This is a genomic window from Dictyobacter halimunensis (assembly GCF_036245075.1).
The window spans coordinates 5310037-5336647 of sequence record NZ_BSRI01000002.1; the positions used below are offsets into that span (position 1 = coordinate 5310037).

At 58.7% G+C, this 26611-nt stretch carries 22 protein-coding genes and 1 pseudogene; 11 read left to right on the forward strand and 12 right to left on the reverse strand.

Annotated features, from left to right (window positions below):
* Positions 1-14: 14 nt before the first annotated feature.
* Together AABA21_RS36045 and AABA21_RS36050 are read right to left on the reverse strand one after the other, a co-directional pair.
* A complete protein-coding gene (locus AABA21_RS36045) occupies positions 15-335 on the reverse strand; it encodes a hypothetical protein (protein WP_338257664.1) in 321 nt (106 codons plus the stop codon).
* Between the two features lie 87 nt (positions 336-422).
* A complete protein-coding gene (locus tag AABA21_RS36050; RefSeq protein WP_338257665.1) occupies positions 423-2042 on the reverse strand; it encodes a hypothetical protein in 1620 nt (539 codons plus the stop codon).
* A gap of 202 nt (positions 2043-2244) precedes the next feature.
* Here AABA21_RS36050 and AABA21_RS36055 point away from each other — a divergent pair, with 202 nt between their 5' ends.
* The 3 genes from AABA21_RS36055 (at position 2245) to AABA21_RS36065 (ending at position 5443) form a co-directional block, all read left to right on the forward strand.
* A complete protein-coding gene (locus tag AABA21_RS36055) occupies positions 2245-3066 on the forward strand; it encodes a phosphotransferase (protein ID WP_338258525.1) in 822 nt (273 codons plus the stop codon).
* Between the two features lie 134 nt (positions 3067-3200).
* Positions 3201-3833 (forward strand): RNA polymerase sigma factor, encoded by a 633-nt coding sequence (locus AABA21_RS36060; protein WP_338257666.1) that lies wholly within the window; start codon positions 3201-3203, stop codon positions 3831-3833.
* On the forward strand, positions 3830-5443 hold the full coding sequence (locus tag AABA21_RS36065) for an anti-sigma factor family protein (RefSeq protein WP_338257668.1): 1614 nt from the start codon (positions 3830-3832) through the stop codon (positions 5441-5443). Before AABA21_RS36060 ends, AABA21_RS36065 begins: the two co-directional genes overlap by 4 nt.
* A gap of 373 nt (positions 5444-5816) precedes the next feature.
* Here AABA21_RS36065 and AABA21_RS36070 read toward each other — a convergent pair whose 3' ends face one another.
* The 5 genes from AABA21_RS36070 to AABA21_RS36090 all read right to left on the reverse strand — a co-directional run bounded on the left by AABA21_RS36070 (position 5817) and on the right by AABA21_RS36090 (position 12179).
* Positions 5817-7136, reverse strand: a complete 1320-nt coding sequence (locus AABA21_RS36070; protein WP_338257669.1) for a glycosyltransferase — start codon at positions 7134-7136, stop codon at positions 5817-5819.
* A gap of 416 nt (positions 7137-7552) precedes the next feature.
* Positions 7553-8104 (reverse strand): hypothetical protein, encoded by a 552-nt coding sequence (locus AABA21_RS36075; RefSeq protein ID WP_338257670.1) that lies wholly within the window; start codon positions 8102-8104, stop codon positions 7553-7555.
* Between the two features lie 166 nt (positions 8105-8270).
* The gene (locus AABA21_RS36080; protein ID WP_338257671.1) at positions 8271-9500 is read right to left on the reverse strand and encodes a sensor histidine kinase; all 1230 of its coding nucleotides are present in this window, start codon (positions 9498-9500) and stop codon (positions 8271-8273) included.
* Positions 9501-9784: 284 nt separating this feature from the next.
* Positions 9785-10501, reverse strand: a complete 717-nt coding sequence (locus AABA21_RS36085; protein ID WP_338257672.1) for a response regulator transcription factor — start codon at positions 10499-10501, stop codon at positions 9785-9787.
* A complete protein-coding gene (locus AABA21_RS36090; protein WP_338257674.1) occupies positions 10470-12179 on the reverse strand; it encodes an ATP-binding protein in 1710 nt (569 codons plus the stop codon). Before AABA21_RS36090 ends, AABA21_RS36085 begins: the two co-directional genes overlap by 32 nt.
* A gap of 1103 nt (positions 12180-13282) precedes the next feature.
* Between AABA21_RS36090 and AABA21_RS36095 the strand changes: the two genes are divergently transcribed.
* Both AABA21_RS36095 and AABA21_RS36100 read left to right on the forward strand, forming a co-directional pair.
* Positions 13283-14665, forward strand: a complete 1383-nt coding sequence (locus AABA21_RS36095; RefSeq protein WP_338257675.1) for an ammonium transporter — start codon at positions 13283-13285, stop codon at positions 14663-14665.
* 399 nt (positions 14666-15064) lie between these two features.
* Positions 15065-15790 (forward strand): DUF4126 domain-containing protein, encoded by a 726-nt coding sequence (locus AABA21_RS36100; protein WP_338257676.1) that lies wholly within the window; start codon positions 15065-15067, stop codon positions 15788-15790.
* 76 nt (positions 15791-15866) lie between these two features.
* On the opposite strand, the gene AABA21_RS36105 is transcribed toward AABA21_RS36100, so the two are convergent.
* Together AABA21_RS36105 and AABA21_RS36110 are read right to left on the reverse strand one after the other, a co-directional pair.
* A complete protein-coding gene (locus AABA21_RS36105) occupies positions 15867-16340 on the reverse strand; it encodes a cupin domain-containing protein (RefSeq protein ID WP_338257678.1) in 474 nt (157 codons plus the stop codon).
* Between the two features lie 41 nt (positions 16341-16381).
* Entirely contained in the window at positions 16382-16639 is a 258-nt protein-coding gene (locus tag AABA21_RS36110) for a DUF2249 domain-containing protein (protein WP_338257680.1), read from the reverse strand.
* Positions 16640-16900: 261 nt separating this feature from the next.
* On the opposite strand from AABA21_RS36110, the gene AABA21_RS36115 reads away from it, so the two are divergent.
* The gene (locus AABA21_RS36115) at positions 16901-17572 is read left to right on the forward strand and encodes a Crp/Fnr family transcriptional regulator (protein WP_338257681.1); all 672 of its coding nucleotides are present in this window, start codon (positions 16901-16903) and stop codon (positions 17570-17572) included.
* A 116-nt stretch (positions 17573-17688) separates the two neighbouring features.
* Positions 17689-18300: a Uma2 family endonuclease gene (locus AABA21_RS36120; protein WP_338257682.1), complete on the forward strand. Its 612-nt coding sequence runs from the start codon at positions 17689-17691 to the stop codon at positions 18298-18300.
* On the opposite strand, the gene AABA21_RS36125 is transcribed toward AABA21_RS36120, so the two are convergent.
* Both AABA21_RS36125 and AABA21_RS36130 read right to left on the reverse strand, forming a co-directional pair.
* Positions 18297-19316 (reverse strand): phosphotransferase family protein, encoded by a 1020-nt coding sequence (locus AABA21_RS36125; protein WP_338257684.1) that lies wholly within the window; start codon positions 19314-19316, stop codon positions 18297-18299. The genes AABA21_RS36120 and AABA21_RS36125 overlap by 4 nt on opposite strands.
* A gap of 194 nt (positions 19317-19510) precedes the next feature.
* Entirely contained in the window at positions 19511-21217 is a 1707-nt protein-coding gene (locus AABA21_RS36130) for a leucine-rich repeat domain-containing protein (protein WP_338257685.1), read from the reverse strand.
* Between the two features lie 178 nt (positions 21218-21395).
* Here AABA21_RS36130 and AABA21_RS36135 point away from each other — a divergent pair, with 178 nt between their 5' ends.
* Positions 21396-22364, forward strand: coding sequence for a helix-turn-helix transcriptional regulator (locus AABA21_RS36135; protein ID WP_338257687.1), 969 nt, complete (start codon positions 21396-21398; stop codon positions 22362-22364).
* A 124-nt stretch (positions 22365-22488) separates the two neighbouring features.
* Positions 22489-22845, forward strand: coding sequence for a VOC family protein (locus AABA21_RS36140; RefSeq protein ID WP_338257689.1), 357 nt, complete (start codon positions 22489-22491; stop codon positions 22843-22845).
* A gap of 103 nt (positions 22846-22948) precedes the next feature.
* Here the strand turns inward: AABA21_RS36140 and AABA21_RS36145 are convergent, their stop codons facing one another.
* Positions 22949-24808: a glycoside hydrolase family 6 protein gene (locus tag AABA21_RS36145; RefSeq protein WP_338257691.1), complete on the reverse strand. Its 1860-nt coding sequence runs from the start codon at positions 24806-24808 to the stop codon at positions 22949-22951.
* Positions 24809-25448: 640 nt separating this feature from the next.
* On the opposite strand from AABA21_RS36145, the pseudogene AABA21_RS36150 reads away from it, so the two are divergent.
* Positions 25449-26174 (forward strand): annotated as a pseudogene (locus AABA21_RS36150) (globin domain-containing protein); the annotation flags it as partial.
* Positions 26175-26221: 47 nt separating this feature from the next.
* Positions 26222-26575 (forward strand): ankyrin repeat domain-containing protein, encoded by a 354-nt coding sequence (locus tag AABA21_RS36155; protein WP_338258527.1) that lies wholly within the window; start codon positions 26222-26224, stop codon positions 26573-26575.
* Positions 26576-26611 lie beyond the last annotated feature (36 nt).

Here is a 26611-nt window from a genome sequence, read left to right on the forward strand (position 1 = left end):
GGTAGAAGGAGCGTTTATGATAGGAATTTGAAGGAATCCAGGACGGGCTGGACATATTGTTTGGTGTCTTTGTCGGCGGTGGCTTTGCCGATGATGTAGTCCATCAGATAGACGACTTTACCGCGCTGGACGGCTAACACATAGATCTTCACCGGCGTTTTTTCCAGGTCCATGGTGGCTGCTTTCTGCTGCCAGGTATCCCCACCGACCTGTACCGCTTTGGGGGCTGAGGGATCTTCCTTGTAGTTGCTGCCACCGGCTTTTAGAACGATGAGCGTGGCGTCGATGGTCTTGGTGAGGTTGGCCTGTTGACCAGCGGTAGGAGCGGTCGCCACGCTACCCTGGACATATAGAAGCGCCTCCCCTATCGGACGCAATGCCCGATAGAGGAGGCGCTTCTACGCGGGAAGCAAGAAACGCGTTTATTGTGGTTTGGCCTGTGGCAGGAGATGATTATAGGTGCCGATGTTGAGGTTCCAGATATCGGCCAGGCGTGACCAGCTGAAGAGCTTCCCACTGGTCACGTTATGCAGGTGGGTATAGTACTCGGCGAGATTCTTATCTGTAATATGGTTCTGACCGGTCTGCAGCGTTTGCACATAGCCATCGGGGATCGCGCGCAGAAAGTGTCCGATTCGCCAGTGCTGCTGTATGGCCGGGAGCCGCGCCAGCAGCGGATCGCCCAGGCCGACGGTATCGAGCACGTGCTCTTTGGGTCCGTACTTGTAACCGAAGCGGCCGACGGCCAGGAGCTCATCGACCTTGTCTGGCAGCGCGTGTACGTTGGCGTACGTCGATGGAGGGTTCGAGAGGTCATCGGTGCGCGTGTAGTTCAGCAGTCCGGTGTGATCGAGGTACCAGAGCCGTTCGTCGGCCACCCCACGAGCATCGATCAGATCCCCGTGGATGGTGTCCACGTTGACGGCGTAGATGCGCGAGTTGGGCACCAGGACGCCGATCAGCAGCAGGACGGAGATCGTTGCGCTCACGAAGACGGTGTTTTCTGGCAGGTTGCGCATGAGCAGGATGATGGCGATCAGCATCGGCGGCGTCAGGAAGCGCCCGGCCATAAAGTCGCCCCCGACCTTGACGGTGTAGACCAGGTAGAGCAGCATCCCCAACAGCAGCGGCAGGCTTTTCCAGTCCCGCCGGACGAGCACGAACAGGATACCGGCGGCGATGACCAGGAAGAGCACCGGGTCAAAGGTGAAGGAACTGACCAGGTAACCTACGCCCTGGGCGAACAGCTCATTGCCTGGCACGCCTGTGTTGAGTTTGGCGTAGGCGGTATTGGGAAACAGGAAGCCGTAGTAGAACAGGGAGAACACCTCCCAGAGCAGGAAGGGGATAAACGAGAGGACCATCGCCCGCAGCGTCCGCCACGAGCGGTGCTGCCAGAAGGTCCAGGCCAGCGTTGGAAGGAAGAGCAGGACCGTATCCATGCGGTTGAGGATCATGGCGCAGCCCAGCAGCGACATCCAGAGCACGTAGCGCTTCGTGTCGTGGTGTCGGAAATAGAGCAGGGCGAACACGACGATCAGCAGGTGGGTCAGCGGATTTTCCAGCCCGCTGGTCGAGTAATCGATGAAGGCTTTGGAGGCGGTCATGGCGGCCAGGGCCACCAGGGCCATCTTCAGCGAAGGGGCCAGGCGAAAGACCAGCAGCAGCACGGCCGCCACGGTGACGGTCAGCGAAAGGATCAGGGTCGAGAAATATACGTTGCGCTCCAGCAGGTTGGCGCCGGCAAGCAGAAAGAACCACAGCGGATGCGTATAGGTCTGGACGCGTTCATCGATGTTCCAGGTCAGACCATAGCCGTGGAGCAGGTTATCGACGGTACGCAGCGAGATGTAGGCGTCGTCACTGAGCCAGGCGTCCTTGATCACGATAAACAGGAAGAGCAGAAACACGCCGAACAGGGTCCCGGTCGCATAATTGAGCGGTCTCTGGTTTTTGAGCGGTGACCGGGCGCTCTTCAAGATCTCTCTGTCTACAGGTTCTCCACGCTCATCGTGCAATACTTTTGTAGTTGTCGTCTCCAATGAATTTCCCTCATAATGTATAAGTAGATAGAAAAATAAATGAACATAGATGTATATGCGCTTTTGACGGCCCTTTGCCAGGGAAAGCTGATAGGGTGCTGGCCTTCACACGATACTGCTATTTCATCAAGCTTTACGCACTTAGCACGTTTAAAGGAAGAGAAAGATACATCAATGAGAGATATGGAAGGAATGAGTTGTGATGTACGAGTCTGAGATTCCTCTGGCAGGTGGTAATGTTTCCGATGGCGTAGTGCGCGTTGGGCAGACGACGCGGCGCGCGCAGGGACCCTGGAGTCCGGCGGTGCAGGCGCTGCTGCGGCACCTGGAGGCGCGGGGCTTCACGGGTGCGCCGCGCTTTCTGGGCGTCGATCAGCAGGGACGCGAGATCCTGTCCTATATCGAAGGGGAGATGGGACACTATCCGCTGCGCGATGCCTGGTGGTCGCAGGAGACGATGGTGGAGGTGGCCCAATTCGTGCGCCGCTATCATGACGCGGTGAGCGACTTTGTGCCGCCGCCCGACGCTCGCTGGAAGCAGGCATTCCCCGACGCGGCCGCCCACGAGATTATCTGCCACAACGATATCGCCCCCTACAATATGGTCTATCTCCACGACCATCCCCACGCCCTGATCGACTTTGACGAAGCTGGTCCGGGGCCGCGCACCTGGGACCTGGCCTATGCCGCCTACTGCTTTGTCCCGCTGGTGCATAGCGCTGATGCTGATCTGCAACGGCTGGGCCTGGCCGATCCTGAGCGGCAAGGGCGGCGCCTGCGTCTCTTCTGCGCCAGCTACGGCATCGACGTGCTTCCGGTACTGGAGATGGTCGGGCCGCGTCTGCAGCGCATGTACGACACCATCATCGAGCGCGCCGTCGACAGTCCCGCCTTCCAGAAAATGATCGAGGAGGGTCACCTCGACTTCTACCACTCCGAACTGGCGACCTATCGCCGCATCCGCTCCATTTTGGAGCGTGTGGCAAGGCAACCTCATGATATTGAAGAAGATAAAATGGGATAAAAAGTGTTGGCAGAACACGAAAATTCCTATGTGTCCGCTTTTGCCCTTTCCGGTGGTTGTTATGGATAGAAGGGTGCCCTGTACAGATACATCTTATTTTTGAAAAGGATGGCGGTAGAAATGGACATAGATCGATGCCATTGAATGCTGATGAGTTAGCTTTGGTACGGCGAACGCTGGATGGAGACCAGGATGCCTTTGGCGCGCTTATCCTGGTCTATGAGCGTCCGTTGTTGACTTATATCTATTCGATGCTGCGCGATTGGGAGGGCGCGCATGACGTGGCGCAGGAGACCTTTATCGCCGCCTATTACGCTCTGCCGCGCTGGAAGCCACCCCAGGACCGCTCGACGAAGGATGGGAAGGGATCGCGCGCCACCGCTGCGGGCGATGAATGGGGCAACGCCGATCTCCATCCGCTTGCTCCCTGGCTCTATCGTATCGCTACCAACAAGGCGTTGAACTCCCTTAAGAAGCGGGCTCATCAGCAGGCTTCCCTGTCCCAGGTTCCTGTGGGTTCCGGGACCGATGACGCCACCCCTGAAGAGCGCTATCTGGTAAGGGAGCTGTTGCGGGAAGCGCTGGGCAGCCTGTCGGAGGAGGATGCCATGTGCATTGTCCTGCGCTTCGCCTTCGACGAGCGCTACAGCGAGATCGCCCACAAGTTTCATGCCAGCGAAGAAGCCATCCGTAAGAGGATTGCCCGTGGACTGGCCGCCTTGCGTTCCAGCTATACCAGAATGGCCGAGAGGAAAGCGTTGTTATGAACCACAATGACGACCGAATAGATTCATCAATACCGGCCTCCGATGAGCATCGAGCCGTCATGGCGCTGCTCGATGCCTATGCGACGACCGAACTTGCGGAAGCCGAACGGACGCAGGTGGAGCACCATCTGACTTCATGTCAGCAGTGCCAGCAGGCATTCAACACGATTACCCGCCTGCATAGCCTGCTCAGGATGCCTGCGGGAGAGAGCGAGACGGCGACATGGCCCGCATACGGTGATGGAGCGCCGGAATATAGACGGGGCACCTCCACTCTGGCCGACAGCGTGCTTGATCGATTGGCTCACGAGGATCAGGAGCAGGCAGCGCCTCCCATCCTTTTAACAAGCGGGCAGTTGGGCCTGTATCATCCTGAGGCGGCGCGGCAGGCGAGAAGAAGTTGCAGGCGCTGGCCAGGAATGCTGGCACTCGTCGCGGCGGCCATCTGTGTCGGGGTGCTGGGTGTTTTGTGTCTTCCCATCATCAGCCAATCCATCTCAACAAGTACCTCTCCGAGGGTAATGTCACAGCCGCCGGCAGATTATTGGTACTCTCATCCGGATCAGATGGTGGCGCGGCACGGACAGGATGTGTTCGCGTTGAAGTATGGTTCTATTGTGAATGAGCTCAATTGGGCTTTCATTTACGCCTTCCGTACCTCTCAGCCCGGCATAGAGCCGCAGGTGAAGGTCACCTCAAGCCTGCCAAAGCAGCCGGGAAAAACTATCACGATTGCTGCTAGTACGCGCACGCTGGGCAGTGTGGGTGATTTTACGCTGGGGGTTCTGTATGTAAAGCTTCCAAATCGCGTTGGGCAATCGATCACTCTGCAGGGGCAGTTCCCCGACCAGAACATTCCCTGGCGTCTGACTATCATAGACCAGCTAACTGCATTGCCAGCGTCTGCTGACCAGTCTGATGGAACGCTCAGGTCTAGAGGTGGGTTTGCGATAGATCCGAAATCCTTTCCTGAGATTAGCCAGGTCTATCCAACGCTGAATTCTTATCCTCAGGATAAGAACGCTCCTGCCGATGATCAGCTGTTGGATTTTTTGGGTTTTACGCTGTCGTCTCATCCAAAGGGTGCTACGCCTCTCTATGTGCGCGTGGATTATGCCGGTAAGCCCGCATCGCTGCGGGTGACGGCGATCTCGTACGCGGAATACTTGCGGCTGGCGGGCCCGCAGCCGACGCCGACGCCGAGGCCAACGGCGGCTCCCGGCAGTACCGTTCATGTGTCCGTGGACAAGACGAGCTATGGAAGGACCGATACGATCAAGGTGACCATCCGCAGCGATTTTCCCTATGTGGTTTCTTTGGGCGTGCCCAGAACGAGCTGTGCCATGCAGGTCCAACTAGAGATGCAGGTTAACGGCGTCTGGACCCCGGTCGGGCATTGTACCCTGCCTCATCCCACCACGATGCTACAGGCTCATGGAACTACCTATGAGGTTTTGCGCCCCCAGAATGCCTTTGGCTGGCAGCAGAGCGCTACCAGCTGGCAGCCGGGGGTCTATCGTCTCACCACGGACTACAGCGATGCGCCTCGGCCTCAATACGGCGTGGGTTTTCAGAAGGTGGTTTCACCTACCTTCGTCATTCATGGGTGAGGGAGAGGAGGAATCACGTGGGCGCATGGAGGGCCGCCAGTCGAGGCACCCCTCCAATACCTTCAATGTAGTATCATGCAAAACGAGAAAATACCGCAGTACGTGCGGGGCTTGCCCCCGCTTTGCTTGCTCCCCAAAAGGAAAAGTTCCTTGAAAGCGACCAGGTACGGTTGCATGCGATGCATCGCATCATGCTCGTTGCTTTTTCGAGCGGCGAGGAAGCAAGCGGGGGCAAGCCCCGCACGTACTGCGGTATTTTCTTGTTGCTTGATCGAGCGGGAAGGACCAAAGCGGGGGCAAGCCCCGCACGTACTGTGGCCTTTTCTCTTGTTGCCCGCGCTAAAGTTGAACGTATTGGAGGCAAGCCCGGCGCCTACCGTTGCGTTATTGGTGGGGTTGTGCGTTGCGTTTGGAGCGGCATGAGGTGGTGTTGGAGGGCGTGGATGGCCTGGTCGGTGCCGCGTTCCTGGCGCAGCTGGTCGCCGAGGGCGCGGGCGCGCTGGCGCAGGCTGGGATCGGCCTGGGCGCTCTGGATGGCGCGGGCTAGCCGCAGGGAGGTGAGCCAGCGGCGACTCATCGGTGGGAGTCCGGCGCCGGCGCGGGCGACGAGGTTGCCCCAGAAACGTTGATCGGAGATGTGGTAGACGGTGAGCGAAGGGACGCCGGCGCGCAGGCTGGCGGCGACCGTGCCGGCTCCTCCGTGGTGGACGATCAGGCTCATCCGCGGGAAGAGCCAGTCGTGGGGAACGCCGTTGGTGATGTAGATGTCGCGGGTGAGGCGTTGCTCGCCCAGCGTCTCGCGGTTGGTCAGGATGATGCCGCGCTGTCCCGCTTGCTCCAGGGCTTTGATAGATAGCTCCAGCGTTCTGCTCGGTCGCTGACTGTTCATGCTGCCGAAGCCGATGTAGACCGGTGGGGGACCGGCCTGCAGGAACTCGACCAGTCCCGGCTCCGGCTGCCAGCCGGGGACCGCCTCCAGCGTCCAGAAGCCCGTGACCTGTATCTTCTCTGACCAGTCCTGCGCTTTGGGCAGTAGCAGTGGGCTGTAGCCCAGCAGGATCAGGTCGACGTGCTCGGGCAGCGTGGCGTAGAGCGATTCTTTTGGCAGCGGCGGCAACTGGTAGAGCCGCTGGCGACCGCTGTTGATGGCTGGACTGAACAGGTACCAGAAGAATTTGCCGGCCGCCAGGTGCGACTGCTCGTTGAAGGTCTTTCTGATGTGCTCGGGCCATTGCGGGAGCCAGGGCGAGGTTGGCTCGGCGAACTCCTGGGTCGGCAGCAGAGATGGCTGCAAGAAGGTCGCTACTATGCGCCGCTGCAGCTTCTCGGCCACCGAGTAGGCGATCAGGAAGCTCATGTAGCTGGAGAAGATCACGTCGGCGTCCTGGCAGGCCTGCAGGCTGCGTTGCATATAGAGATCCATGCGTGGGGTGAGATACTGGCGCAGGCGATAGGCGAACAGGAGGGCGTTGGACTGGGCGTTCAGCAGTCGCGTCCCTTCGTCGCCTTCAAACAGCTCGCGTGGCTCGTCATCGATAGGATAGAAATCGAGACCATAGCTGGCGATCAACTTCTCGAAGGTGGAGTGGGTCGCCAGGCGCACCTGGTGTCCCGCCCTGAGCAGCCCCTGACTCAGCGCCATATATGGTTGAACGTCTCCTCGCGAACCAATCGCGATAATTGTTATATGCATACGTACCTGCTTTAAAGTTTTATAGAAATAAGAGAGGTTTTCTTTCTTATCTTATTGGTGTACTTGATCGCCCCCACACGGGCGTCCGCGTGCGCGGCCGCCCTGGTTTTTTGTTGGTGCAACCGGGACGCATGCACCCCGGTTGCACGTCCATCGTAGGTTCGGGCCTTGTGCCCGATTTTCCCCCTCGCGCATGTCAATGCCCCTAAAAATGTGTTTTTGGCACATAATTGAATGGGTGAGCAAAAATCGGGCGCAAGGCCCGAACCTACGGGCCCCCGTATTTAAGAATATGGAGATTTTCGGTATTTGGTTTCATATTGGGGCCTGCTGTGACATCTGAATGATCGGCGGTGGCTGGGTCATGTGGGTGGGCGCGGGTGGGCAACCTGTCGCTGCGACGCGGCTGGTCTCGCTTAATAGCCGATCAATGTGTGCATCGTTCTGGAATTGGCGATCTGCAGGGGGTTGTCGGCCACGAAGACGCAGTCGTCGCGGTGACAGTAGTAGAGGGTATTCCAGATAGCCAGCGCGCGCTCGTGTCTGGGTTTGTCCAGCCGCTTCTGGCGCGTACGCATTAGCAAGCAGATAAGCGCGGCCCCAATGCACATAAGGGTCAGGACGAAGGTTAGCAGCAGCGTCGTCTGATTGGCCGATGATGGATCGCCGCTGGCCGTGCTATAGTTTATCCAGGTCAGGACGGCGCTGGCTGGCGTCAGGATGGCGGCGAAGGTGATCAGGAGCGCCAGCGAACAGCCATGGCGATGTTCAGGGAACGCCAGGCGCTCGCTCAGGGGCGTCTGGTAGGGGCTGCGGCTGCTCGCGAAGGGCATCCCTTCGTTGCTAGGTAAGACGCGACCACTTTTCGTATACAGTGCATACGCCTGGTTACCGGCGCTTATCGCGCTGACCTTCTGTACGGCATCGACCTGACCGCAGCGCGGGCAGCGCAGGAGTGGCGAAGACATAAAAATCCATTTCTTGTCGAAATAAAAACGCTCTGTCTGGACGCGAATAGAAAGATATAATGTTCTCAATATTATATGATACCATATATCCTCCTCTCTATTAAATAACGATGGATGAGGGTATTTTTTTTATAGTTGCAAAAAAACTGCTTCTCGTATTGTGTGGCTAGCCAACAGTTTCTGTCGCGGTAGAAGGAGAGGGAAGGCTAACAAAGAAGGTTGTTCCCTTCTCCTCTGAGGATTCCACCCACAGCCTGCCACCGTGGCGCTCCACGATCTCCTTGCTGATCGCCAGGCCCAATCCCCAGCCTTTTTTCGAGGAAGCCTGCGCGCCGGGGGCGCGGTAGAAGGGCTCGAAGATATGCTCCTGTTGTTCCTGAGGGATGTGTGAGCCGGTGTTGTGTACTTCCAGCAGCACCTGTGCCTGCTCTTGTCTTAGACATAGGCAGATGCCCGCCTCGGACGGAGAGTACTTGATGGCATTGGTGAGCAGGTTGGTCAGAACCTGTGAGAGTCGCTCACAATCAGCCTGCAGCAGCAGCGGCGATGGAGGCAGGTCCATCTCGATACGGCAGCCCGAAAGGGCGATCTGATCCTCCGCCACATTTTGGCAGAGGCGATTGAGGTCGCAGAGGGAGAGGCGCAGCGGGAGCTGCTTTGATTGGAAGCTGCTCAGGTCCAGCAGATCGTCGACCAGCGCGTGCAGCCGGCTGGTCTGCGCCTCCACCTTCTCTAATTGCCCCGGCAGAGGCGCCAGTGGCTCGGGTAACGTTTGCTGTGTGGCGAGGCGGCGCCGAGCGATTTGCACCTGTCCACGGATGGTCGTAATCGGCGTCTTCAGCTCGTGCGATGCCTGCGAGATAAACAGATCCTTTAGCTGATCCATGCGCTCCAGCTTGGCATTGCTCTCCTGCAGGGCCTGGTTGTTGATCGCCAACTCGCGTGCGCGCTTGCGTGCCTCCTTTTCCGCCGCCTGGATACGCTGGTGATCACGCTCGCGCAGCACGATCAGAAAGAGGATGAAGAGCTGCGCAATGATAAAAGGGAGGAGCGAGATAAAATTGGCCGGCCGGTAGAAGGTGAAGTTATAAATCGGGGGGATAATAAAGAAATCTAAGGCGAGCACGCTCAAGATGATAGTAAATAGTGCCGGCCCTACGCCCCACAGCAGGCCCACGATGGCGGTGGCAACAAAGCACAGCGCCCCGATGAAATAGTTATTGATATGCCAGAATGCCTCGATCGTTGGGACGATCAGTGCCAGCGCTACCAGCGGGAAGGCCATCATATAGCCCACAAGAGGGTGGCGCCACCAGCGCCGCGCGCGCCGCCGGAGTCGCCCGCTATTCGTATAGTCTTCTTCAGGGGGGCTGTGACTGTGTTGGTCGCTGTTCATGCTCTCCTCCGAAAAAAATATTCCCTTAAAAATATAGCATAATAAGTACGTATTTGTCCTCAGTTGAGATTAAGTATAGATAACTATTAGATATATTTTTAATCGTTTTACTTTTTACGTACTGAAATCACAGCAATTCAGAGTCCGGCCTTACAAACGGGCTAAGCCTCAGCAGTAGCATCTTCTCCTCATGCCAGATGAAGATGGCTGATAGGATGCAAGCGGGTATTAATGATGGATGCTGGCCGCTGGCCCGTGGGCCTCCTCCCGGTGGTGAACGCTGATCACAGCGGCGCGGCCTCCAGCGTGCTGTGGAAGCGATAGCCGACGCCCGAGAGGGTATGGAAGAAGCGGGGACCGGTCGTGTCGGGTTCGAGCTTGCGGCGCAGGTGGGCGATGTAGACGTGCAGGTAGCTGGCCTGCGCCGCCTCCTCGTTGCCCCAGATGTGCTGCAGCAGCATCTGCTGGGTCAGGATCTTGTCCTGGTTGCGCAGGAAGAACACGAGCAGCTTGTATTCGGTGGGCGTGAGCTTGACGTCCTGTGCCTTGAGCTGGACATGGTGCCGCGCCGTATCGACGCGCAGGGGACCGATCTCGAAGATGGCGGTATCGCTGATGGGGTTGATGGCCGCGCTGTGGCGCAGGGCCACGCGCACACGGGCCATGACCTCTTCGATGCCGAAGGGCTTGGCGATATAGTCGTCGGCGCCCAGGTCCAGGGCGCGCACCTTCTCCTGCTCTTTGCTGCGCACCGAGATGACGATGATCAGGGGCAGTTGCGAGCGCGCGCGCAGGTTCTTGCATACGTCCAGGCCATTCATCCCCGGCAGGCCGAGATCCAGCAGCAGCAGGTCGGGATGTTTCTGCTCTACGATGCTCAGCGCCGTCGCCCCATCGCTGGTGGTCAGCACTTCATATTTTTGCGCCACCAGGTTCCTCTGCAGGATGCGGGTAATGGCCGGCTCATCCTCAGCGATCAAAATGCGTATCTTCCTGCTCATCGGTCATTTCTCCTTCAGCATGGGACAACGGTAGGGTGAATGCGAAGATGGCGCCGCCGCCAGGTCGGGACTCGACGCGCAGCTGGCCGGTGTGGGCCTCGACGATGCCACGGCAGATGGCCAGTCCCAGCCCCATCCCGCCGGGCTGCGCTTGATCCGTGTCTGGAGCTGGCAGACGGTAGAATTTTTCAAAGATCCGCTCGCGCTCGGCGGCCGGAATTCCGGGTCCTCGATCCAGGATGCGCACGTCGAGCGTGCCCGCCGCGCTACAGAGCTCGATGGCGAGCGGCGAGCCGGTGGGCGTGTAGCTAAACGCGTTATTGAGCAGGTTGCTCAGCACCTGCTCGATCAGCACGACATCGATCTCAACCGGCGGCAGGTCAGGCGGGATCGTCAGCTGGAGCGGGCGCGCCCCCATGGCTGGTCGCAGCCGCTCTAGCACATCCCGCAGCAGCATGTCGATGGCGTACCAGCTCTTCTGTGGACGCAGCACCCCCGACTCGATGCGCGACATGTCCAGCAGATTCTCGATCAGCCCATCCAGCCAGTCGCTCTCCTGCTCGATCGCGCTGATCAAACCACCCGGCGCCAGATCCTGGTCCGTCATCCTTCGCTGCTGGCGCAGGCTGCTGGCCGCGGCCTTAATCGTCGTCAGTGGCCTGCGCAGATCATGCGAGACCGATGTCACCAGGGCCGAACGCAGCTTCTCGGTCTGCTGATAGATCTGAAGCTGCATGCGCTCCTGGCGCTCCTGTTCCTGCTGGATACTGGTGCTGGCATGCTCAAGCAGGGTGGCGAAAAAAAGGTGGGAGGCCGAGGTTGAGTGTCCGACCTCTAGCCAGAACGGCTGCTGCCTCTCCCGACCATCGATCAGCACATGCAGGCGCAGGATGGCTCGCACCTGTTGATCGACCAGCAGCGGGATCAGCTGGATGCAGCCGCGGATGGGGCGCGGCTCCTCACCGAAGATGCGCGCCAGCAGCGGCAGCGTGCGCGGGACCGGCAGCTGGTGGATCGGTTCGTGCAGCGCCAGGCTGCGTCCCTGCTCCCTTACCCAGGTCAGCGCCAGCTCCTCGTCGGGCAGCGTCACGGTCTGCTGGTGGTCCTGCGCCGGTACGGTAACCAATTGCTGTCGCGCATCGGGCAGCAGAAACGTGCAGTGCAGCAGGCCCAGCGGCTGAAAGACTTCCGCCAGATAGCACGCGAACAGGGTGAGCTGCTTCTCCAGCGTCTCCTGCCGATGCGAGGCCTGGGCCAATTGATAGAGCAGGCGCGCCTCGCGTTCCCTCTGTTGAGAATGTTCAATTTGCCTATGTAGCGCCGAGGCCAGATAGCTGGTTAGCAGGGCACTGATCAGGAAGACCAGCAGGCTCAGAATATCCTCAAACTTCGAGGCCTGGAAGCTATAGAGCGGCGGCACGAAGAAGAGGTCAAAGGCCAGGAAAGCCAGCAGCGAGGCCAGGCAGGCCGCGTAGAAGCTCTGGAAGGCAGCCAGCACCAGGATGACCAGCAGATAGAGCAGCAGCGTATCCGGCAGGTGTTGCGGCAGCCGGCAGAGGGCGATGAGCAACGTGGTCAGCGCGATGCTCGCCACCGCCAGCAAGCTCTCGCGCACAAACCCTTGCCAGGCACGCCGTTGACGCCTCAAAAACCACGGCAATGGCAACAGCTGGCTCATCAGATCTCCTTCCCTGCCTGATCGGTCGTCGGTCCTGCGGAGAGCTTCAAGCTGCGGCAAGCCCCAATACGTCCCATTTAAGATCGTGCAAAACGAGAAAAGACCACAGTACATGCGGGGCTTGCCCCCGCTTCCTTCCTTGCCGCTCGCATAAGCAACAAGCATGATGTGATGCATCGCATTCAACCGTCCTTGATCGCTTTGGGGGTACTTTTCCTTTTGGCGAGCAAGGAAGCGGGGGCAAGCCCCGCACGTACCGCGGTCATGTTTCTTCTTACATGCTTTAAAGTTGAAGATACCGGGCAGGCCCAGGTTGAGGGTGCCCCCGGCATCTGCGCCGGTGATAATGTGTCTCTCGCTTGAAGTATAGAAACTGATGCATGTGGCGTCAATAGCGCGCCGGATGCCATATGGCTACTTTAGCCATAGCGTAGCTAATCCTTTTTTACCGGGAGGTGGTGGCGTTTTGTGTATTTTGCCATATGGTCAGGCGGTTATTTATCTGCCATGAGTGGATTCTATCTACGATAAACTGGTTATTTTGTACATAAATCGGTGGTTCGCCGTAAAATTGCCTCAAAAAACGCCGTAAAAGTCTTAAAGAAGTCTTAAATTCGGGCACAATTTTCCAAAAAAGCCTCTATAAATGGATAGAAATGTGCAACTTGCACAAAAGAACCCCGGCATTATTTGAATAGATTGTCCCTAGGAACCGATAGGGGCGGGCATTTATACTTCTAGCAAGACGCATGTAAAGAAACAAATCGATGCCGAATTGTTCTCCAGGCAATGCTGCGATCCTATGCGTATATGAGCCTTATTCCCGCTCAGCGGCTCAATAGTTTCTTCCAGTCAGTGGTTATCGCGATATTGTAAGGCAGGGGGGCGGCGTTCCAGTCTCGCTACCGTGCAGTATGTAGCGCGGGCAGGTTTGCGCGTTTGTCCTTTTGTATGGACGGCCGCAAGGGAGCTTGTCTGGTCTTCAGACGCACTGCTTCCCTGATGTGAAGAATATGATTTGAAAGCAGCGATACATAATATAAGTTCCTGGACGTGGATTACAAGGCATCATCTATTTGTAGTGAGAAAGTGAGCGGAAACAGATGATAACAACGGAAGCTACCCCCATAGCGGTAAAGAAAGCTGTGTCCCGCAATCGGATATTCATCATTCAGCTTGTTGTGCTTCTGGGCCTGGGTGTGATCGTCGGCTATGCGTCGACCTTCTTCGCGGGCGCTTCGGCCGGCGCGTTCAACAGCAAGGCCATCAACACGGGTGATACGGCCTGGGTGCTGACCTCGGCGGCCCTGGTAATGGTCATGACGCCGGCGGTTGGCTTTTTCTATGGTGGCATGGTGACCAGCAAGAACGTGGTCAGCGTGATCAAGCAAACGCTGTTGATCCTGGCGATCGTGAGTGTGCAGTGGGTATTTCTCGGATACAGCCTGGTGTTCGGCAACGACATCGGTGGCGTGATTGGTGGCTTGAACTACGCGGGTCTGCGCGGTGTTGGTTACGCGCCCAGTGTCTACGCCCCCACCATTCCACACCTGGCCTTCATGATCTTCCAGGCCATGTTCGCCATCATCGCCCCTGCTCTGATCATTGGCTCCTTCGTTGAGCGCATCCGTTTCCGCACCCTGGTCATCTTCGTCCTGGCCTGGACCACCCTGGTCTATGATCCCATCGCCCACTGGGTCTGGGGCACCGGTGGCTGGCTCCACAACATGGGCGCCCTCGACTTCGCCGGTGGCACCGTCGTACATATCAGCGCCGGCTTCGCGGGCCTGGCCTCGGCCATCGTCATTGGCAAGCGCCGCAACATGCAGCAGGGTGAGCCCCTGGCCTCCAACAACGTCCCCTTCGTTCTGCTGGGTGCCGGACTGCTCTGGTTTGGCTGGTTCGGCTTCAACGCCGGTAGCGCCCTGGCCGCCTCGCCCCTGGCTGTGAGTGCATTCGTTGTTACCAATACAGCCGCCGCCGCTGCTGCCCTGACCTGGATGGCCCTGAGCTGGGCCGAGCATAAGAAACCCAGCGCCATGGCGACCGCGACCGGAGCTGTCTGCGGCCTGGTTGCCATCACCCCGGCCAGTGGCTTTGTCGGACCCGTCGCCAGTATCGCCATCGGTATCGGCGCTGGCGTCGTCACCTACGTCATGCTCTTCATTCGCAACAAATGGATCCGCATCGACGACACCCTGGACGTCTGGGCGGCCCACGGCATGGGCGGCGTCACCGGCGCCATCCTGACCGGACTCTTCGCCGAGAAAGCGATTAACAGCGCCGGTAACAACGGCCTGCTCTTCGGCAATCCCGGCCAACTCTGGACGCAGATCCTGGCCGTTGTGGTCACCATGGCCTACTCCTTCATCCTCACCTTCCTGCTGCTGAAGATCCTGGCTCCGCTCGGCCTGCGCGTCTCCGCCGCCGACGAAGAGAAAGGACTGGATATCGCCGTACACGGCGAGGAGGGCTATCGCCTCTAAATTCGCCATCAATGCTCCCTCGCGGGCGGATGCTTATGTAAGCATCCGCCCGCGTTTTTTGGGAGTTAAACGAACACCGTAGGTTCGGCCCTCGCGGCCGATTTCCTCTCCACGCACGTTAACACCCACCAAACGCGAGGACCACGGAAACGCATGTGAGATGCATATTCATGCGGGAGGAGAAATCGGCCGCGAGGGCCGAATCTACGGGGTGATTCACCCGAGGAGAAATCGGCCGCGAGGGCCGAATCTACGGGGTGATTCACCCGAGGAGAAATCGGCCGCGAGGGCCGAACCTACGGGGAGCGTCTGGCGATTCATCCGTGTAGAAACGTATTATATATAGCTGAATTAATCCACGGCCAGGTGGAAAATATATACGGTTGAGGATCAATACATATGAATATTTGCTCGGCCTCCGGCCTGACTATGCTGACTACGACCACGCTCGGGACCGCTCTGGGGCTGGCCGGGATCACCGGCATCAACGCCTACATGCCGCTGCTGATTCTGGCGTGCGCGCATCGTTGGTTCCATCTCTGCACGATCAATCCCCACTTCACGTTTATCGGGCAGGACTGGTTTATCATCGCCATGGCGATCCTGACCATCGCCGACCTGGTAATGGATAAGATCCTGGTCGGCAATCACCTCTGGAACGCGGTCCATACCGCCATCCGACCGATCGCTGGCGCGTTCATCGCCGCCGCCATGACTAACCAGACCGGCGTCGCGGGTTTGCCGGGCGCGCAGTCGGTCCTGCTCTCGGGGCACATGGGCGCGCTCATGGGATTGCAGCCGGGCGTTGTTGGCGCCATCAACCAGGCCGTCAACTCTGGCCTGCTGATCTTCCTGATGGCCGTGGCGGGCTTCCTGCTGGCCGGGGCCGTACATCTTACCAAGATGAGCATTCGCGGGGGCGCCGCGCTCTTCACCGCGGACCTCTCCAGCATCGCCCTTAGCATCGTCGAGGATATCATTACGGTCCTGGGTGTCGTCCTCACGCTGCTGGCGCCCGCCGTAATGTTCATCGGCGTGGTCCTGTTCGTAATCCTTTTCCTGCTGCTCTTCCGCCACATCATGCATACCGTACAGCGCATTTTCGGCCTGGCACGCTCCTGGTAGGTGCCAGGCTCGCCCCGGCCTGGGGCGCGGAGCTCCAAGTCGGGGCAAGCCCGAAAAGTCGGGGCAAGCCCGACACCTACGACGAGGGTTCTTGTTTCTCGGCTTCGGCGGTGCGCATGACCAGGGGTTGCTGATTCTGGAAGACCTCGCGTTGCAGGCTATGGGACGATGGGCTGGGTACCATCGTGACCAGGACCTGCGCATCTGTGAGGGCGATGATGCTATGGGGAACGTTCATTTCTAGCTGAAGTACCATGCCGGTCCGCAAGGTAGTTTGTGAAGCGTTAGCCGTAAATTCTATGCTGCCACAGATCGCCTGCACGATGATCTGACTGGATGTTTTATGTTCTTTCAATTGCTGTCCAGCCTTGAAGGAAAACAACACCAGGCGAGCCGCCCCGATATCTGACAGTACCTGAACAGATGGATGCTCCTCGGGCACGCTCGCTGGCTCCTTGATGCTGAAGACGATCATCTTACCCGATGCTTCCCCCGTTGCTTCCGCAACCTGCTGATGATGTTGTTCTGGTTGATGGTGTGTGCTTGTCATTATATTTACCCCATGTTGTGAATATGGAATCGTATCTCTGGTTATTTCGCCGCCGCGAAGCGGACCGCCCAGGTGTCGGGGGTAACCATCGCTGTTTGATGAGTGAACCCTAGTGCGCCGAGGACTTCGTACAGCGGCAGCGGTTCAAAGGGCGCGATAACGACGAGGATGCCGCCGGGCTGGACGGCGCCGGCCGCCTCCATGATGCGCACGAAGGGCTCGCCCCCGTTGGCCAGTTCTTCTCGCACATCCAGGACGGTTACCGATTCTGCCTTACAACGTGTTGTCTGCTGAGTCATGGTCTTTATCTCTCTTTCTTTCTCATGCTATATCGCGGCACTATGCTGTTCTTCTATCCCGTTTAACCCTCCCCGTGCGGGCCTCTCGCTGTAAAGAGGGTCAACGTGTTCATGTCTCAAATATAGATCAGGGGAGGGGCATGGTGCCGTGACAAAAGTCGCAACCTGCTCTCAAATCGCCAGATTGACAATGCCAGCTCTCTTCTGCTATCTTTTCCTTCAGATCACGCCCGTAAAGTCGGATTTGGAAGGATAGATCTTATGCCCATCGATCTTGATGTGCTACGCCACATCCCGCTCTTCGCGCAACTCAATCAGGAGGATCTGGCGCAGGTGGCGGCAATGACACAGGAACGTTCGTATGAGCGCGGCGACCTTATTTTGCTGGAAGGGGACCTGGGTGGAGCGCTGCACTATGTGCATTCAGGCCTGGTCAAAGTCTTTAAGACCTCGCCCAGTGGCAAGGAGCAGGTTCTGCGCATGATCTCAGCCGGTCACACCTTCAACGATGTGCCCGCGCTTGATGGCGGCCCCAATCCCGCCAGCGCGGCGGCTATGGAACGGAGCAACGTGTATGTTATCCGGCGCGCCGATCTGCGCACCCTGATCATGACCCGACCCGAGGTGGCCGAGGCCGTAGTACACTCGCTCACGGGCGCGCTGCGTCATCTTGTCGCGCTGGTCGAAGACCTCTCCCTGCGCCATGTCACGGCCCGCGTAGCCAAAATCCTCCTGGATCAGGAGGTCGCCTCCCAGCAGTCCAACCACTCCTATCATTTGACGCAGCAAGAGATGGCGGCACTGGCGGGTACGGCGCGTGAAGTCGTAGGCCGCTCCCTCAAAGAGCTGGAGGCAACTGGCGCCATCGAGATGCACCAGGGACGCGCCGTCGTGCTGGACCGCGAGCGCCTGCGTTTGCTCGCTACTGAATAGCCGTTTGCTTTGCTAATCTACAGTTCCCAGCCACTTTCTGGTGGCAAATCGTTTATACTGATCAGTATGCTGTACTCTGGGTATCGGGTGAGAAGTCGTGGAGGGAAGTAGATTAAATGGTGGCACTTGATCCTCAACAGGACGATGAATATATAGCCGTTCATGGCATTCCGATGACGGAGGAAGCCTTTGGGCAGCTTATTCAGGCTGAAAGTCCGTATCGCTACGAACTTATCGGCGGCATCGCTTATAACATGACCGGCTCCAGTCCCAAGCATAGCGCGCTCTCGTCGCGCATCGATCTGCTGCTCTCCGAGCAGCTGGGGAGGCGTAGACCCGGCCATACCCACCGCGATCAGTACGTGGCGATTCCTGATCGCCTCTCGGTCGTTCCTGATGTTGTGCTAACCTGGAATGGCGGCGATTGGGATGATGATGCATACGCGAAGCCCTTCAAGATTCGCTCCCCTTTGATCGTCGTTGAGGTGCTCTCGCCCAGCACAGAAGCGTACGACAGGAACGAGAAGTTCGCCCGCTACCGGCGCTGTCCCACGCTGGGAGTATACATACTGGTCAGCCAGATGGCCCGCTATGTCGAAGTGTACCGGAAAAGCAGCGGCTGGCGACAAGAAGTCTTCATAGGCATGCAGATCATCCACCTGGAGCAACTCGACCTGGAATTATCGCTGGCAGAGATTTACGACGGCATCCTCAAGGAATCTCCCTAAGCCTCCTCATAGGTATCCCAATGGTCGAGGGTCCAGTTGACCAGCGTGATCATGTCGTCGATCAGGGTCCCGCGCGGCTCGCTAGACTGCAGGAAGGTGCAGATGTTGATCAGGTCGAAGAGTTTGGTGATCTTCTTCCAGTTTGGAGGTAGCACTCCTCCATTGTCGGTGTAGCCACGCAGGCAGGCGGCCTCGAATTCCTGGGGGATGAGCCATTCGTAGCGGAATAGGTTGCCCAGGTCGAAGAGGGAGGAGCCGACGAAGGCGAACTCCCAGTCGAGGACGGCGGCGAGCTGGACGCGTCCATTCCCCTGCGGTCGGACGAGGAGGTTGGAACCACCGAAGTCGGCATGCACCAGTGAGCGGTTCGTCCCGGTCACCTGCAGCAGGTGGGCGTTCTCTCTGACCAGCTGCCACAGGCGCGCCGTGAGTTCGGGACCCAGCCAGCGCTCACCCTTGCCGGGAAAGAGGCAGGAGGATATGTATGCCTGGTATCCCTTTGGCTCGTCTACCACGATCTCTTCCGCATTATCTCCCCAGTCGTCGAGCTGCAGACCGTCGTGGAAGAAGCCCGGATGGGCAAAGGTATAGGAGCCGATCGCCGCCAGCGCCTCGCCGGCGCTGTAGCCGACCGGGGACAGGTCTGCCTGTGCCTTGCCCGCCAGAATATCCTCGACCAGCATGCCCTCGACCCAGCGCGTCACGGCATAGGGATAGCCATGGGCGCGACCCTCGGGATCGGCGTGCAGGATCTCCGCCATCGGCACACGTGCGTGCAGCAGATTGTAGAGCTCAACCTCTTTCTTGCACGCGCCGGGATCATCCTGGAACAGGCGCAGTACCAGCGGCTCTTCTCGACCCTCGGCCGTGATCTTGTACAGCGTATTGTTGCGTCCCGCGCTCAGCAGCTCGGCCGAGGCGATCGAGCCACCGGCGAGCACAGGCTGCAGCAGCTGTTCGATGGTTGTGTGATCCAATTGGAGGACGTGATGGCGCCTCCCCCAGGTATCTCTCATATATATGCTCTCCTCATATTTCTCGTTCGGGTACCGTAGGTTCGGCCCTTGCGGCCGATTTCTCCTCGCCGTCCGATTATACCTCTTACACATGTAACGTTCGCCCACCTCCCCTTCGCGTTTGGTACGTGAAGAGGAAATCGGCCGCGAGGGCCGAACCTACGGTTATCAACGAAATAACAATATTCGTGTTTTTAAATGTGTATGTCGCAATTAACGAGCTGGCTTTGGAGCGCGGTTGGAGCTTCGGCCAGCGGATTGCCATACAGGTGCAGGTGCTCGAGCGTGCTGAGCCGGGCGATCTCGACCGGGAGCGCGGTCAGGGCGTTCTGCATGACGTTGAGCGTGTGCAGGTGGTGGAGCTCGCCGAGCTGGGCGGGCAGCATGTGCAGGCAGTTGTTGGCTAATTGCAGGTCGCGCAGCTGCGTGAGTTGTCCCATCCCGTCCGGCAATTCGTATAGTCTGTTAGTGGTCAGGATGAGCTCTTCCAGCTGCTGCCAGCTGGAAACGGTGGTGGGGAGGGTGGTCAGGCGGTTGCCGTTCAGGCGCAGCATGCGCAGCTGGCTCCAGTGTCCCACGCTGGCGGGGAGAGCGGTCAGGCGATTTTTGTGTGCGTAGAGCTGCTGCAGCTCACTCCACCGTCCCACCTCCTCTGGAAGCGTTTCGAGCAGGCTGTCGCTGATGACCAGTTCACTCAGCTTGCGCCAGCCACCGACGGTCTTCGGCAGGGCCTGTAGCCGGGTGCGCATGGCCTGCAGCCTGGAGAGCCGCGACCACCGTCCCACCTCGTCTGGAAGGGAGTGCAGGGGATTGAAGGCCAGGTAGAGCACCCGCAGCTGCGTCCAGTTGCCTACCTGAGGAGGCAGGGTCTGCAGCTGGTTACGGCGCAGATCAAGCTCCTGGACGCTGCGCCACAGCCCCACGCTGGCGGGCAGCACGGGGAGTTTACAATTCTCAAGGGACAGGTAGCGCAGGCGCGGCAGCTGGCCGATGGCGCTTGCCCACTCCTCAGCGGCGACCTCTTCCTCTCCCATGTTCAGGTTGCTCAGGTAGAGGGTGCGGAGCTTCATCAGCCGGGCTATCGCGTAGGGGAAGGCGCGCGTGGAGGCCAGCAGCGTATGTAGCCGTGTCAGCTCTCCCAGGCCCTCGGGTAGCTGCTGCAGGGGATTGCCAGTCAGGGCCAGTTCTTCCAACCGGGTGAGCGAGCGCAGCTCGTCTGGCAGCGTGCGCAGGCGATTGTTCTCCAGGCGCAGCAGGCGCAGCCGTGTCAGATTGCCGATCGTCGCGGGCACGGCCTGCAGCTCATTCTGGTTGAGGTAGAGCTGTTTCAACCAGGTTAAGCGTCCCAGCTCGTCGGGCAGCCCCTGCAGACCACACTCGCGCAGCGAGAGCTGGCGCAGCTTGCGTAGCTGGCCCAGTTCTGCGGGCAGCGTCTGGAGCTGGCACTGTCCCACCGTCAACGATGTAAGCTGCTTCAGCTGCCAGAGCGTCTCGGGCAACCGGGTCCAGTAGCTGTAGCCGGATAGTGTCAGCGAGCGCAGCTTCGGCAGTCGGACCAGCGAAGACGGTAGAACCGGCACCGTCGCGCACGCCATCTGTAGTCGCTGCAGCTTGATAAGCTGCGTCAGGTCGTCTGGTAGTGTGATCGACTCGCGCCCCCACAGGCGCAGATCCTCTATATGTACTAGCTGATTGAGTTCGGCTGGAATAACAAGTGTATCGGCCGTTAAATAGAGTGTAGTGAGAAAAGATGAAGCCGCATCGAAATGGGCGATCACCTGTGTACCATCTTGTAGAAACGTCCACTGCCCATCCACTATCGGTATTTCACTATTGATTGATATACCCATCTGTCCCAACATCATCAACAGAATATTCTGGTCATTTTGAGATTGATCCATCTGCATGCGCCCTCTTTCATTGCATCTGGGGGTAGACATAAAGGGATGTTAGATTTATAGATTGAAATGGAGCATAAAAAAGCATTGTATCATTTAATCTCACCCATGCGATGAGATAGGTACTTTCGTTGGTGGTTGGGCCTGACAAAATTTGGAAAGTTTGAGGTGGAAGTGAGCGATGAATAAGACTGATCGGTTGTTAGCGATTGTGCTTGAACTGCAGCGTAGGGGGCGGCAGCGCGCCGAGGACCTGGCGCAGACCTTTGAGACCAGCAAACGCACGATCTATCGTGATATTCTGGCCCTGTGCGAGGCGGGCGTCCCCATCGTCTCCGTGCCGGGTCAGGGCTACTCGCTGATGAAGGGCTATTTCTTGCCGCCGCTCAGCTTTACGAGCGAGGAGGCGACCATGCTGCTGCTCGGCGGCAACTTCATGGCCAAAAACTTTGACGCCCAGTATCGAGCCGCCGCCGAAGCGGCCATGCGCAAGATCGAGGGCGTCCTCCCCGGGTCCCTGCGCGCCGACGTGCAGTATCTGCAGAGCAACATTCTCTTCATCGGCCCCCTCTCGGCACTTGATGACGGGGAGCAGACGACTCTGCAGCTGTTGCGCCGGGCGCTGCTCGATCGCAACACCATTCGATTCAGCTATCACAGCCGACACCGCAGCCACGAGCAGAGCGAACCCCAGACGCGCGAGGCCGATCCCTACGGCCTGGTCTATATCATGAGCGCCTGGCACCTGACCGCCTACTGCCACCTGCGCCAGGATATCCGCAACTTCCGCCTGGATCGTATGGAGGACCTGCAACTGCTGCCGCGCACCTTTGTGCGGCCCGCCAGCGTCAGTATCAGCCAGCGCGAGCGTGACCAGCAGCGCAGCATGACCGCGCGTGCCCTCTTCGATCGTGAGGTTGCCCGCTGGGTACATGAGGGACGCTCCTACTACGTCACGGACGAAGAAGAGGTCGCTGAAGGTCTGCTCGTCACGCTCAAGGTGCGCCAGGAGCGCGAGATCCTGCAATGGCTGCTCAGCTGGGGCCGCCACGTCAGGATCCTCGAACCCGCCTCGCTGCGCGACCTGCTGGCCCGGGAAGCTCAACACATGTTGCAGAACTATCAGATTGAGAATATTCCCATCAAGTGAAAATGCTGTTGCCATAATGCTGTCACAACCATGCGCTACACTACTGGTATAGACAAACGCGAGCTGCTAAAAGCAGCACAAATTGATCAAGATTCTTGAAATGATGAAACAAGGAGAAATGAACATGTCTACTATGCCAGTACTCGACTTTGTGGTTTTCTACGTCTCAGACCTTGAGGAATCGTTCAAATACTTCACCGAAGCACTGGGTTTTAAGGCCAATCCTGAGCAGAGTGGCCCTATGTTTCGCGGCCTGATCGGTAACGAGCAGAGGATCGGTTTCGGCCTCAGCCTGGTCGGCAATAACACGCCGCCCGCTGGTACTATCGAGCTCTATTTCAAGCCTGACGACATCAATGAGCTTCACACCACGCTCACTGCCCGTGGGGCCGGCACCACTCCCATCGTCCAGATGCCCTTCGGCAACATCTTCGGTGTGCAATCCCCTGACAAGCACGCCCTCGTCATGCTCCAGTCATAGATCCCGCTCCCTCCCATTGGACGCAAGGTCCGAACGTATGATGGCGAGAGGGAAGGGGGGAGCCGGCCTCTCCCACCCGAGAGGCCGGCTCCGGGCGGAAGAGTTAGAAGGTGGGGTAGGCGTTCTGGACGAGGATCTCGAATTCGGACTCGAACCAGTGGCCGGCATCGGGGGCGTTGGGGAGGGCGCCGGTCGGGACAGCCGAATTGTAGCGGCTGGTGCCATTGGGATCACACATGGTGTCGAACTGCTTGCCCTCGCTGTCCGGAGTGGTTTGGGTTTTGTCACTGGTGCCGTCGGATTCGCCGGGAGGCTTGATCCAGACGTAGGCGTCGAAGCCTGGGGCCGGGCTGGCGGTTGGCCGGGCTCCGATGCCGGCGGTCTGGTTGCACCAGTTGCCGCGATCGTAGCGCTGATCGATCTTGCTGGCGTTGACGAAGGTGTTCAGGTCGGTCGAGCTGCTGGCGCCGCCCGGCCGGCCGGGACCACCCCAACCGTTGCGGGAGGTGTCGATCAGCATGCCGATGCTGCTCGGGAAGCCCGCGGCGATAAAGGCGTTGCGCATATCGGTGTCATAGGTGGCTTCGTCGATGTACTGGTTCCACTGATAGAAACTGGCGGAGCGCACCGGATTGCCGCCGACCTGCTGGTTGGCGGTCATGTAGGGCTCGTGGGTTGGCGTATAGTTGGCCGTGTCGCTGATAAAGCCATCGACGCTATTGACGCCGGCAGTCGTCCCCTTGATCGTGTTGGAGATCAGGTCGACGGAGGGCTGGAAGTTGCTGGACCAGCCGAGCCAGCCGGAGTGTGAGATATCGATGTAGTTGTAGACGTTGGAGATGGCGTGCAGCTTGTTGAGGGCGTACTGGATGCCCTTGACGTAGGCGCCGCTCGAATTGGCCTCGGCGCACTTGGGCACGCTCAGGTTGGTCACCAGATTGGGCAGCGAGTCGGGCTCGATGACCGTGGCGATGCGCAGGTTGCTGTACCTGGACTGGCTCAGGATAGATGCGATCGGATCGATGTACTGCGACTCATAGATGGCCAGGCCGTTGTTAGAGACCGACAGCTCGCCGTTGGATGCGTAGGCCGAGCAATCGCGATCCGGCAGATCATAGATGACCAGCGTAATCACGATCGGCTGGTTGCTGGTGCTGGCCTGCTGTAGCGCCGCGTCCAGGTGCCCAGACAGCGTGCGTGTCACGCCGGTGCCACCAGTGACGGCCGCGATGCGATCGAGCCAGACGGCCGTTGAATTGTTAGCCACCTTCGTCATCTGGGTACCGAGCGTGCCGCCTTTAGTGTTGGCCGCCGTCGTCACCTCATTGGCCCAATCGGGATTGATATAACCTTTGGCCCCCGCGTAGGGATTGTCCACATGCGTTCCCGGAGGTGTTGGCGTCCCGGTCGGTGTGGGGGTAGGAGGAACAGGTGTGGGAGTGGTGCCCGGTGTGGGAGTCGGAGGAGCGGGTGTCGGAGTAGGGTTGGACGAAGAACCGTTGCATGGGTTGCCGTTCACCGCGAAATTGGTCGGAGCTGGATTGCTGCCCGACCAGCTGGCATTGAAGCCGGGATTGGCGGTCCCATTGGTGGCCACGTTCGCGTTGTAGTCCACATTGGTCACCGTCACGTTCTGCCCTGACTGCGTGAAGTTGCCGTTCCAACCCTGGCTCACCGTCTGGTTGCTACTGGCAAAGCTAAAGGTCAGCTTCCAGCTCGTCCAGGCCGATGAACTGGTATTCTGGACAACTATATTGCCGGTGAAGCCGCCGGGCCACTGGCTGGGCACGCTATACGTCACCTGACAGTACGAGGCCGCGTGCGTCACCGCCAGCGGCTGGAAGATCCCGATCAAGAGACTCCCAAGTACTAAGAGCGACAGCGCGCTGACACGCAAGAGCAGACCGCGCGGTCTACGCGTCAGCAGGACACCTCGCAGCGTGTCCCTTGAGATATGATGCATGCTTTACCCCTCCTTCAGGAAGAATATATAGAAAAATAGTCAGGAATACTCCTCTTTTCCTACGTTGATACAAGTGTAAGGCGCAGGAGCGTAATAAACAATAAATTGATGCATCAAATTATGATCAAAAAGACATCAGAAATTTATCACCCCCGGCCCGTAAGCGCATCGGATATAAAACGATCAATAAGAGCGATAACGTAGGTTCGGCCCTTGCGGCCGATTACCTCTTCCCGCACGAAAACGTCACCCCGTGGGTTCGGCCCTTGCGGCCGATTTCCCCTACACGCGCAATGATGCCCGCCGAACGTGAAGTAAACAAACATGGCATGTTTAAGGGACATAATTGGATAGGGAAGGGAAAATCGGCTGCAAGGGCCGAACCTACGTTTGTCTCTTTTATTGTTGCGTTCGTTATGTTGAATGTATTGGTCACGAGGTCCGAACCCACGGGGTGACGTTTTCGTGCGGGGAGGATTGTTCGCTTCGCTCATTGGCGTCCGTTTTTTGTTGATATAATAAGAACAGCTAATGAGGTTGACCTATTATGAAAGGATTAAGGAACCGGAATGGATTCTGAACTACTGCCTCCTACATCGACATCAGGTGATGAGCTGTATCATGCACTGGGGGAAGGGAGGGATGCCATCGGCTGGCGACCGCCTTTTATGATCAGGTGCGGGAAGATCCCATCCTCCTTGCTGTCTACTCTTCCAGCTTTGAGTGTCCCACGAAGACGCTGGCCGCCTTTTTCACCCAGTTCTTTGGCGGCCCGCGTGAATATGAGCCGCGCCGCTGGTCGTTGAGCTTGCGCGAAGCCCATCAGCGTTTCTCGATTGGGGAGCGTGAGAGGGTGGCCTGGCTGCGGGCAATGGAGCGAGCGCTGGCGGACGTGCGGATCGAGGAGTCCACCCGCGGCGCCTTACACTGGTTCTTCGCGCAATCATCCGCTTTCCTCATCAATCAGCCCGCCGGGGCGCCGGATGCGCCCATCCCTTCTCTGGAGCCGCCCAACGAGGGCCCGCAACTACGGGAGATCAGGCAGCGCTGGCAGGAACTGCGGGCGCTTGAGGAGATGATCGCCGCCCTGCGCCTGGGACGGGTTGGCGCTGTGCTGGAGAGCTTGCAGAGTCCGCTCATTGAAGCCTGTTTCAGCAGAGACCGGGCGGCATTCCTGAGCTTCCTGGCGCTGTTGCAAAGCAGTGGTCAGCCGGCCTTGCTGGATTATGCGCGCCTGGAACTGCTCAGATCGCCCGGACTGGTCGCGCAGACCTATGGTGCTGGCCGCACCCTGCTGCACGATGTAGCCGGCCAGGGGAGTCCTGGCGCGGTGGAGCTCCTGATCCAGCTGGGAGCTGATCCCAACGCGCGGGACGACCTGGAGCGCACCCCCTGTATTATGTCGGCAATGCGCTGCATGCACCCGCTGGCGCCGATGTTGTACGCGCCCTCTTTCACGGAGGAGCTCATCTCGATGCCCAGGAAAAGCTCAGGCGTTGCAGCGCGCTGCACATGGCTGCGCGCCGCGGAAACGTGCAGGTGGCGCAGGCGTTGCTAGACTGTGGGGCGGCGATCGAGGTACGCGATAAACAGGGTGATACCCCGCTGCAGCGCGCGGTCAAATGCGGGAAAACCGAGATGGTGTCCTTCCTCCTCTCACGCGGAGCTGACGCCAATGCCAGGGGCAAAGGTGGCTTGTCTCCGTGGCAGGTCGCGCGCGGGAGCGCCATGAAGCAACTGTTCGCCCCCTACACGCGGCAATCCTGAACGTTTTCGTGTAGCATGCGCATGGTATCATCGTAT